Origin of the sequence: Actinophytocola sp. NPDC049390 (assembly GCF_044466355.1) — a bacterium.
In the GTDB taxonomy this organism is placed as follows: domain Bacteria; phylum Actinomycetota; class Actinomycetes; order Mycobacteriales; family Pseudonocardiaceae; genus Actinophytocola.
In genome coordinates this window covers 366,253-375,740 of the sequence record NZ_JBITMQ010000005.1, presented here as the reverse complement: position 1 = coordinate 375,740, position 9,488 = coordinate 366,253, and the positions used below count along the sequence as shown (strand labels likewise).

The 9,488-nt window shown below is 64.3% G+C and carries 9 protein-coding genes and 1 tRNA gene; 7 read left to right on the top strand and 3 right to left on the bottom strand.

Annotated features, from left to right (window positions below; translation table 11 throughout):
* Nucleotides 1–349: 349 nt before the first annotated feature.
* From ACIBVP_RS18125 to ACIBVP_RS18115, 3 genes are all read left to right on the top strand, one after another.
* Nucleotides 350–2,437, top strand: coding sequence for a helix-turn-helix transcriptional regulator (locus ACIBVP_RS18125; RefSeq protein WP_396107275.1), 2,088 nt, complete (start codon nt 350–352; stop codon nt 2,435–2,437).
* Nucleotides 2,434–3,402 (top strand): hypothetical protein, encoded by a 969-nt coding sequence (locus ACIBVP_RS18120; RefSeq protein ID WP_396107274.1) that lies wholly within the window; start codon nt 2,434–2,436, stop codon nt 3,400–3,402. The genes ACIBVP_RS18125 and ACIBVP_RS18120 overlap by 4 nt, the downstream gene beginning before the upstream one ends.
* A gap of 125 nt (nt 3,403–3,527) precedes the next feature.
* Nucleotides 3,528–4,310, top strand: coding sequence for a DUF6339 family protein (locus ACIBVP_RS18115; RefSeq protein ID WP_396107273.1), 783 nt, complete (start codon nt 3,528–3,530; stop codon nt 4,308–4,310).
* Nucleotides 4,311–4,316: 6 nt separating this feature from the next.
* Here the strand turns inward: ACIBVP_RS18115 and ACIBVP_RS18110 are convergent, their stop codons facing one another.
* Both ACIBVP_RS18110 and ACIBVP_RS18105 read right to left on the bottom strand, forming a co-directional pair.
* A complete protein-coding gene (locus ACIBVP_RS18110; RefSeq protein ID WP_396107272.1) occupies nt 4,317–5,411 on the bottom strand; it encodes a DNA cytosine methyltransferase in 1,095 nt (364 codons plus the stop codon).
* Between the two features lie 28 nt (nt 5,412–5,439).
* Entirely contained in the window at nt 5,440–6,411 is a 972-nt protein-coding gene (locus tag ACIBVP_RS18105) for a DNA cytosine methyltransferase (protein WP_396107378.1), read from the bottom strand.
* 172 nt (nt 6,412–6,583) lie between these two features.
* Between ACIBVP_RS18105 and ACIBVP_RS18100 the strand changes: the two genes are divergently transcribed.
* Nucleotides 6,584–7,003 carry a very short patch repair endonuclease gene (locus ACIBVP_RS18100; RefSeq protein WP_396107271.1) on the top strand — a complete coding sequence of 140 codons (420 nt, stop codon included), beginning with the start codon at nt 6,584–6,586 and terminating at the stop codon, nt 7,001–7,003.
* An 88-nt stretch (nt 7,004–7,091) separates the two neighbouring features.
* Here ACIBVP_RS18100 and ACIBVP_RS18095 read toward each other — a convergent pair.
* Nucleotides 7,092–7,165: transfer RNA gene (locus tag ACIBVP_RS18095), tRNA-Leu, on the bottom strand.
* An 869-nt stretch (nt 7,166–8,034) separates the two neighbouring features.
* Here ACIBVP_RS18095 and ACIBVP_RS18090 point away from each other — a divergent pair.
* From ACIBVP_RS18090 to bcp, 3 genes are all read left to right on the top strand, one after another.
* Nucleotides 8,035–8,208, top strand: coding sequence for a hypothetical protein (locus ACIBVP_RS18090; protein ID WP_396107270.1), 174 nt, complete (start codon nt 8,035–8,037; stop codon nt 8,206–8,208).
* Nucleotides 8,209–8,639: 431 nt separating this feature from the next.
* A complete protein-coding gene (locus ACIBVP_RS18085; protein ID WP_396107269.1) occupies nt 8,640–8,882 on the top strand; it encodes a hypothetical protein in 243 nt (80 codons plus the stop codon).
* Nucleotides 8,883–8,915: 33 nt separating this feature from the next.
* Nucleotides 8,916–9,383, top strand: coding sequence for a thioredoxin-dependent thiol peroxidase (bcp, locus tag ACIBVP_RS18080; protein ID WP_396107268.1), 468 nt, complete (start codon nt 8,916–8,918; stop codon nt 9,381–9,383).
* Nucleotides 9,384–9,488: the final 105 nt, after the last annotated feature.

The window sequence follows — 9,488 nt, the reverse complement described above, 5'->3', positions numbered from 1 at the left end:
GAGTCATGGAGGCAACCGTTCGCTGCCGGTTTCGCCCAGCAGAGACATGTTGCCTTTCCGTTGTATGTGTTGTAGTTGCGCGAGCGAGAGCCTTCCGATTCCGGCCTGTGTACACCTGGCGCGTCCTCATCCGGTCGGCGCAAGGGACAGATCGATGTCACTCTCGGTGACTCGACCATCTGCCCGATGAATTCGTCACCTGACCCCGCGGCGTTACCAATCATCGCAAGTCAGCAGATATTTGACAAGTGTGGACTTGTCAAATATCTGCTGATACCTTGTTGACAAGGGCTCCCATCAGGCAAGACATACGCGCTCGAAGAGGTCGTCTGTGACACGTGAACGGCAGATGGACGAGTTCGGTCCATGGCTGGCTCGTCAGCTACGCAGGGCAGGCATGACGCAAGCGCAGTTGGCGGAGCGCCTGCAGCTGACACGGGCAGCGGTGTCAGCGTGGATCACGGGCCGTTCCGAACCTCGTGAGGAGACCAAACGTGCGATAGCGATGGTCTTCGACACGGAACCCGCCGCTGTCTACAACCTTGCAGCGGACCTGGACACGAACCTTCCGCGCCGTTGGTATCACCGCCCCGCACACGCCGACGGCGGACGGGAATACGGTAATGCCGCAGCGTTCGCATTCGATGCGGACCTCTCCGTGCTTGCCAAGGAAGCGACCCAGAATTCACTGGACGAGCGACTCGACCACAACCGGGCGGTGCGTGTCCGATACGTGTTGCAGGACCTGACCGGAGATCGTCGGGATTCGTTCCTGGAAAACCTGCAATGGCGCGATCTCGACGCGCACTATGCCCAGGCGGCGAACACCGACCAGAAGGTGTCACGCAGTCTCCGGGCTGCGTTGGACGAGCTCGCAGCAGGCAGGTCCCTCCGTCTGCTGCGCGTGGAGGATTACAACGCCTCCGGCCTCATCGGTCCCGAATACCGCGACGGTCAGTTCGCGGCGGTCGTTCGACGTCAGCTCGACAGTTTCAAGAAGCAGGCGAGCGGCCGCGCAGGCGGTTCGTACGGTCTGGGCAAGGCCACACTGTGGGCGACCAGCCAGTTCGGTCTGGTGCTGATCAATTCGACGCTCTCCGAACCATTCGAGGGACGGACCCGACGCCGAGTGATCGGAAGGCTCGACCTGCCTTGGCACGCGATCAACGGTGCAGCCTTCGCAGGTCCCGCATGGTTCGGTGAACCCGATACCGAGCCGGAGCACCGCGGCGTTTCCCGATCCTGGTGGGCAGGCGAGCAGACCGTGCAAGACCTGCATCTGGAGCGTGAAGGGGATGATCCGGGTACGTCGTTCCTCATCGTAGGAGCCCACGATGCGTCAGGAGTCGCGGACGAGTTGTCGGATATGCACGACAGGCTTGTGCGCGCGCTCGCCGACAACTTCTGGGCGGCCATGGTCAGCGGCCGCGGGCAGGAACCGATGCTGGAGGCAAGCGTCACCGCGCTGTACAACGACCAAGTGGTGATCCCGGAGAAACGTATCGATCCGCACGAGCACCACCCGGCACTCAGTCGGGCGCTCAAGGCCTACCTCGACGGCGAGACCGTCGAGCAGCTGACCGAAGGCAAGCAGGTGGCACAAGCTCGCGTTCCACTCGTCGTTCCACCACGGAAGGCCGCTTCCGGCCGATCCGGCGCAACACGGGAACACGGCGCCGTACTACTACTCACCCCCGCCGATGATTCCGAACAGCGTACGAACCGGGTCATCCTGATGCGAGGCAACCGGATGACTGTGCGCGAGCACCGGCCCCGCGAGCTGCTGCTGGGCGCGATGGCGTTCCAAGCCGTTCTGCTCGCGGGTTACGCGACAGGGATGAACGGCGACGACGTCGACCTCGCCGAGGCCTTCCTGCGCGCTTCCGAGCCTCCCGAGCACAACCGGTGGGACCGTACCGAAGAACTGACCTCTACCTATGTCCGCGGTGCCTTGTCGAGGATCCGTGAATTCCAGCGGGCGATCGACGACGCCGTTCGGAGCCTGGTGGGCAAACGGGAAAGCAGCAGAGGCAATGGTCCCGCGATTCTTCGGGAACTGTTGCGACTCGATGCGACCGGGCCGAACGGTCCGCGCCGAGCGCAGCCAGTTCCGGTGGTCCGGAACGTCAATGCGTACGTGACGGAGGACGGTGCCTGGAACGTGACCGTCGCGTTGAAGCTGCCGGAGGTGGAGGACCCATGGCTGCTCACTCCGGTCGCCAAGTTCGACGTCCGCTCAGGCAGCAGGCCGGACGTCTCGTGGCGACGGTTAGCAGCTGCTGAGAACTGCAGGATCGAGAACGGGAACCTGTTGATCGAGCCTGGAGTACGTTCGGCCTCATTCACGGGCGTGACCGATCCGACGACACATCCGGTCAGAGGTGGATTCGCCCGTCTCGTTGTCGACATCCAGAAGACCAGGGGTGGGAGCGCATGATTCCTGTCTTCCCGTACCGGACGATCTATGGCGACATAACGCTCGATGTCACGGCGGTCGACGTGGACGGACGACCATTGCCGTACGCGCGTATCTCGCAGTCGGAACGGACTGTTGCGCTTCACCAGGCCGATTATGAGGACTGGGACATCGCGACAGTCCGCCTCGAAACGCGGTTACCTGCGCAGGAGATGGAAGACCCGCTGTGGAAGGACGTCCGATGCCTCGCCATACTGACCGAGAAGGCCACCAATGTCCGGTTCACCGCACCGCTCACAGCCCACTCCGAAACCGAATTCCGGGGCTCTGTGGATCTGGCCCGGATCAATCACCTGAGCAGGGCCACACTGAGCCTCGCCGTCGTCGCCACGGTCGACGGCGTGCTCGGCCGACTGATCGGCACGACCAGCCGTGACTGGTTCGTCGACCTGAAGGCCTCTATGCCGGCACGGCAACGCAAGATCGATATCGTCGAGGTCGACTTCCGCGACGGACCCGACACGTCGCTGCGCCCGTTCAAGGACGCGCCGTGGATCATCGACACTTCGGGGGAGATCCCCACGGTCTTCCTGAACACGTCGGCTGTCGAAGGGTTCGTCGATGTCCTGCACAGCTCCGGAGGATCCGTTGGCGAGAAGGTCCTGCGGGAGACGGTCAGCAGCCAGATCGCTCAGGAAGCCTGGATCGCCATGTTCCAAGCGGCCATCAGTGACCTCGACCGCGATGAGGACGACACTCCGCAGATGCCGGGGGGATGGCGTGGATCCGTACTCAGGTCGATGCTCCCCGACGTGTTCCCGAGTCTGTCCCCCACCGACGCCCTTTACGAGATCGACCAACGGCGGATCAAGGGGTTCAGCTGGTCCGAACTTCAGACGTTGATGCAGTACGCCGCGGGCAAACGCAGCCAGGTGACCAAGAGGTTGACCACCGCCGTGCGTTCCGTGCACCGCGCAGAGACATGAGAGGACCCATGACACGCACTGGCACCAGGCCGGAGCCGCCCGCGGCAGTCGGTTTGCTGCCGACTTCCGCCGTCGCCGCACACATGAGTCGCGGCATCCAGACCGGGGACGAAGGGCCTCCGCAAGTGGCCCTGCGCAAGGCTGCCACCGAACTGCCCGACCAGGCGCGGTGGCGGACCGAACCTCTACGCGAATTGCTCGACGAAGCCATTCGTCGGTTCGACGGCAGACGAACCGACGCGGACGCGTGGCTCGCACCCCGGATCCACGCCACGCTGCGGGTGAGCCGAGCAGAGGCAGCCGACAGCAGTCTTTGGAACTTTATCGCGCTGCTCGTGGCGCCGGATTACGTCGTGTGGCGGCATCGAGGCAAGGAGATCGCGCCTGCGGCTCGATTCAGCGGGCAACACCATACCCAGGCGTTTGCGCGCTTGTGGTGGGCCGCGGAGCTGTTCCGCAATGGAGAGGACTATCGACCTGTCCACACCGCCTGCCGAGTCCAGGACATCCTCAACACCACCATGCGGCTGGACGTCGTGGACCACCGACCCACAGCCATGGCCATCCTCCGGATCACGGATCGACTGCTCGAAGAGCAGGTGGCTCGACCAGGCGACAAGGTGAACGCCTTGTCGTCAGCGATCAACTCGGCGGGCAGCACGCTCGTGTACGAGGTTCTCGCCCCAGACCCCGGGCCCGAACCCGACGCGTTGCATGACTGGATCAGGGCGGCAGAGGGAGCTCCGGCCGTACCTCTGGACCGACTTCCCGACGGACCGGACGACGGAGCCGTAGCAGAGCCTGCTGTGCAGTCCTTGCTGCCGCTGTTCGAACGCATGTTGGTCGATGCGCCGATTCGGGAACGGAAACGACGTACTGTCGACGACGAAAACCTGGACGAGGAATGACAGGAACTAATCGGTGCGCTTGATAGCAACCGGTCGACTGTCGTCGAATCCTGCCCAAGTACCCCGAACGGCTTCGTCCAGCAACGCGTCGTCGACCTTTAGATCGAGCGCCGAGGCGAGCACATAGGCAGCGAGCCGTGGCGGGATGGCGTTGCCGATCTGTTGTGACACGTCCTTCCCGGCCCAAGGATAGTCCCGGGGGAATGTCTGAAGACGGCCCGCGTCGCTCGGCTCGAGCCTGGGGAGATCGGCGCCGGCCAGTGTCTCCAGACGGTTGCGGGAGATCTTCCCGGTCACAGTGGCGGCAGGTTCATCCGAGCGGCGCCTCCCCCGGGCCTTGGGATCGCCTCCCGTCCCGTAGTTGGAGATCACCACGAATTCGTCGGATCGTTCCAGTGCGTTGCCCATGGTCTCCCACGGCAGAAGATCCTGATGCCCCTCCGAGCGTGCAACACCCTTCCGGTACGGCCGATGCGTGGGGAGAGGCAGGCTCGGCCGGTGCTCTCGGTGGGCGATCAGAATCGCCCGCTTACGGGTCTGCGGTACGCCGAACTGCTCGGTGCGAAGGATGCCGCAGACTGTCTTGTAACCCACGTCGTCGAGCACAGCGCTCATCGCTTCCCACACAGGCAGTACCGCAGGAACCTGTTCCAGGACGATGGCCTGATACGGGTTGCCCGTGTTGTCGGCTCGAAGCGTCCACCGCAGAGGCTCCAGGACCAGACCGGTCCGCTCGTCGTCGAGATCCGCGAGGTCGGCGCGGACATCCTTGCCCTCCGCCATCACCTCGACGAACCCAAGCACCTGATCGAGTGCTCGTCGACCAGCGCCCGTGCCCGCCACTGTGTAGGTCTGGCAGGGCGGGCCGCCGGTGAGGATAGTCGCTTCCGGGAAGTCTTCGGGCCCGAGATCTCGAACATCGGCCTGACGAGTGCGCAGGCCTGCCGACCTACGCGTCGCACAGGCCCCGACATCCCACTCGATACCGTCGGCGACGACGCCGAGCCATCGGGCTGCCACGTCGAGGCCACCCGGTCCGGCAAACAGATCCACGAGGTGCAGACGCTTGCCGAAGTCAAACTCCTGCTGCCGGGGGATCATGGCTGGGCATTCTATAGCGATGTACTCCCTACACCGGGGAGGCGCGGGGCGTTGTGAGGGCCGAGCGCAACGCCTCGCCGACGGCACGTCCGACCGGAGGCGGGGATGCGTTCCCGACCTGGCGGTATCTGGCCGTCTTCCTCCCTACGAACTTCCAGTCCGGCGGGAACCCCTGCAGACGTGCCGCCTGATCAACAGTCAGCCGCACCAGGTCGGCCTGCGCCAGATCGGGCCGCCAGGAGTACTCGGGCCCCGGCACCTCGTCGGCTATAGAGCCGCCGTTGACACCCATTCTTTGCCACGCCTTCTTGGTGCCGCTGGGTCCGAGATCGCCTCCTCCGCGGCTCCAAGATCCACCCACAAGTGTCGGCGCGATGCGGTCAGCGTGCAGCGCCCACTCGTGTGCCTGCGTCCAGCCACGCGCTGCCATCGATTCCCCCAGCGCATCACCCACTGTAACGGGCGGCTCCATGATGCGTGGCGGCTGGGCGAAGTTATCCATGAGATCCCCCTCGAGGGCGACCAACATCCCTTGACGCCTGTCCTGCGGCACCCCGTAGTCCGCAGCATTGACCACGAACCAGGTGTAGCGGTAACCGAGGTGCTCGAGCTCCGCTTCGACGAAGTCACGGGCCGACCGAAACCTGTCCTTCTCGACCAGATCGGCGAGGTTCTCGATGAGCAATGCTCTGGGACGCATCCCGTGCATGAGCATGATCGTCGCTTCGAGCAGCTCGACTTCCTCGGCGCTGCCTCGCGACCTGCCCACAGCAGCAGCCTGCACTCGCGGCAGGCCAGCCGACAGTAGGTCAACGTCGTACACCTGTTGCTCGTCGACTGGGTTGAACGCACGCAGCTCGAGTTGGCGAACGTCCCACTCAGGACGATTCAACTTCAACGACTCGCATGCCACTTCGAGGATATCCAACAGCAGAACCGGCTCGAATCCGGCTTGCTCGAGCCCCAACGCCAGTCCGCCCGCACCAGAGCAGACGTCCACGAAGGTCAACCGTTGCCCTCGCACTCCCTGCCCGCCTTCGCCGCCCGCGGTTCCCATTCCGCCATCCTCTCACCTCCCGAGGAGCAACGGGCATGATCGACTATGCCTCTGTCGACGACATCGGTTCAGGGGGTACACCACCGAGGGTGCGCCCGATGCAACAATGTAGGCCGTGGAACACCTCGAGACCACTGCGGCCGTCCGCAAGCGGATGAGTCGGCAAAGGTCCCGCGACACAGGCATCGAAGTCGCGCTTCGCAAAGCGTTGTATGCGCAGGGGTTTCGCTACCGAATCCATCGCCGTCCGGTGAAGGACATACGCAGAGTCGCCGATATCGTCTTCAGCTCGGCACGCGTCGCGGTCTTCGTGGACGGGTGCTTCTGGCATGGTTGCCCTGAGCACGGCACCTGGCCCAAGAGCAATGCCGATTTCTGGCGAAAGAAAATAGAGACCAACCAGCACCGCGACGCCGACACCGACAGACGACTTTCGAAGGCCGGTTGGGTTTCCGTCCGAATCTGGGAACATGAGACAATCGATGCGGCAACGGCGAAAATATGCGAGACCGTGACAAGCCGGAGGGCCTCATAGAGGAGTTCTCCGCTTGAGGAGTCCTGAGCGGTCGAGACCAACTGAACGGCTCATCCATGTCGTCAGGCGGCCATGCCCATGAGAATCGTGGGGCCGAAGGGAGTCGAACCCTCACTGGCTGGAACCTAAATCCAGTGCCTCTGCCTGTTGGGCTACGGCCCCCGGGGTGGTGCGGTCACAGGGTAGCTGGACGTGCGGTGGGCAAATCAACGACATCCCTCACCCGTCTTACTCGTCAAGTTCTCACCGAAAGTGACCGTGTGATCACGGTCCAGGGACCACAGTGCATATCCGCTCGGGTCGTGCAGCTTGAGTGTGCGGTGCCGGGCGCGGCTCAATGCTGAGGCACTTTGTTCGACCACCGCGAGCGCCGGACCTGCCGGACGGCACTTGCTCTGGGCGCCACCGAATGGGAGGTTGTGCCCCGGAAAGCGGTGGGTCACGCGGCGGCGCTAGCAAGTCCCGGGACCACGGTCTCGGACTTCCGTTCCGACATTTGCTGACTCGTGCAACGAGTACAACGCCTGGGAACCCGAGTTGAGTATGGCCGCCGACGGGGACACCCGGTCGCGCACCGGGCCGACGACTCGGCCGAGCCGAACCCCGACCAGAAGACAGTCCAGGCCCGCTCGTGAGACAGATCTGAAGGACCGGCAAGCGTGACACCGTCGCGCCCAACGACTTCTTCGTGCGGTCCCGTATGCCTGGGTGCGGCGGCCGTCCAACGGCACCTACTTCATGGCTTACGAAGACGACCCGTTGTGCTCCGCGTACTTCGGACTTCCGCCGACAGCCATGCCTATGGGGACCCGCCGACATCGGGACGACGTGCGGAAGGTCGACGATAACAAACGGGGCGGCGATTCTCGTCGGAAACGGCAGTGGCGGCGCCTGTCCGGACACCCGGGTGAACAACGGGGGCGCCTTGCTGTTTCCGGACGACAACGTCCTGCAGATCGAGACCCGACTACGACGACGGTGTCCGCAAGCCCTGCTACGCCAGCGGGCCCGTCGCGTGACACCATCTCCGTATGCGTCTGCCGCGCGTCTTCGTGCGTCTCGTCGACCGGTTCGAGGAGCGTGGCGTCTACGTGCCCGGCGAGGACAACAAGGCCATCTCGCCGTGGCGGGACTTCGGGTGGCTCATCGCCGCGTTCATGGTCACTGTCGCGGTGTTCATCCTCTTCTTCGCGCTCGCTGCCTGACGTGGCGTCGATCACTCCGGGTGCCGCTCTGGTCACAGCTCGGCCACGGCACGACACCAGCTCCGGCAATTGACCCCTGCACCAGCTGCCGCACCGGCATAGTGCATTCAGACGTACCTGCTTCTCCCGGAAAGGGATCCTTCGTGCCTGTGGTCAGACTTGCGGTCGCGGCATGCCTCCTGCTGCTGACGGCCTGCGGCGCTGGTCACGCTGCGAACGACGGCACCGCCCGTCAGTCCTTGAGCGCACCCGACCCGTCCGTGGCCGCGGAGCGGTCCACGCTCTCCTCCGGTGAGCGTGTGCGGTCACTCGGTGAGGGGGTCACCCTTTCGGTGTCGGAGCCCACGTCGTTCACACCGACAGCCACTGCTTATCCACGTGCGGCGCGAGCGGTTGCCTTCGATCTGGTGATCGACAACGGGAGTGACACGGTGTACCGACCTGCTCAGCTGTCGTTCGTGGCGACTGCGGACGGTGTTCCTACCGACCAGGTCATCGACTCCACGCAGGGCTACACCGGTGTCGTCGGCGCCATGGAAGAAGTGCGACCGGACGAGACAGTGCGGTTCGCGATCGCCTTCGAGGTACCCCGCAAACCGTGCACGGTGCGGGTCGCCGTGCGTGCCGCCTCGTCCGCCGCGGCCGCCATCCCCATCTTCGACGGCACCATCTGACGACTGTCGGCGCCACGGGATAACGTCCCCGACATGAGCAACCGACTCGCAGAGGGTGACGCCGCCCCCGACTTCCGGCTCCCGGACGCGGACGGCAACGAGGTGTCGCTGTCCGACTTCCGCGGCAAGCACGTCGTCGTCTACTTCTACCCCGCCGCCGGCACGCCGGGCTGCACCAAGCAGGCCTGCGACTTCCGCGACAACCTCGCCGAACTGAACGACGCCGGCTTCGCCGTGGTGGGGATCTCGCCCGACAAACCGGAGAAGCTCGCCAAGTTCGTGGCCGACGAAGGGCTCACCTTCCCCTTGCTGTCGGACACCAGCCGCGAGGTCCTGACCGCGTGGGGCGCGTTCGGCGAGAAGCAGAACTACGGGCGCACGGTCATGGGTGTGATCCGCTCCACGTTCGTCGTCGACCCGGACGGAAAGATCGAGAAGGCCATGTACAACGTGCGCGCGACCGGTCACGTCGCGAAGCTGAGGAGGGATCTGAAAGTCTGATTCCTCCCGATACTCGACTGAAACAGAATCGCGGGCAACCTGACAGGTCCTTCGCGCGTACGTCACAGACGTGCGAAAAGTTGTCGCCCAACCGGGTCAACTTTG

Excerpts from the sequence above, each read along its gene's own strand:
- ACIBVP_RS18125 (WP_396107275.1), top strand. The coding sequence starts at position 350 with ATGGACGAGTTCGGTCCATGGCTGGCTCGTCAGCTACGCAGGGCAGGC.
- ACIBVP_RS18090 (WP_396107270.1), top strand. The coding sequence starts at position 8,035 with ATGCGTCTGCCGCGCGTCTTCGTGCGTCTCGTCGACCGGTTCGAGGAG.
- ACIBVP_RS18120 (WP_396107274.1), top strand. The coding sequence starts at position 2,434 with ATGATTCCTGTCTTCCCGTACCGGACGATCTATGGCGACATAACGCTC.
- bcp (WP_396107268.1), top strand. The coding sequence starts at position 8,916 with ATGAGCAACCGACTCGCAGAGGGTGACGCCGCCCCCGACTTCCGGCTC.
- ACIBVP_RS18110 (WP_396107272.1), bottom strand. The coding sequence starts at position 5,411 with ATGATCCCCCGGCAGCAGGAGTTTGACTTCGGCAAGCGTCTGCACCTC.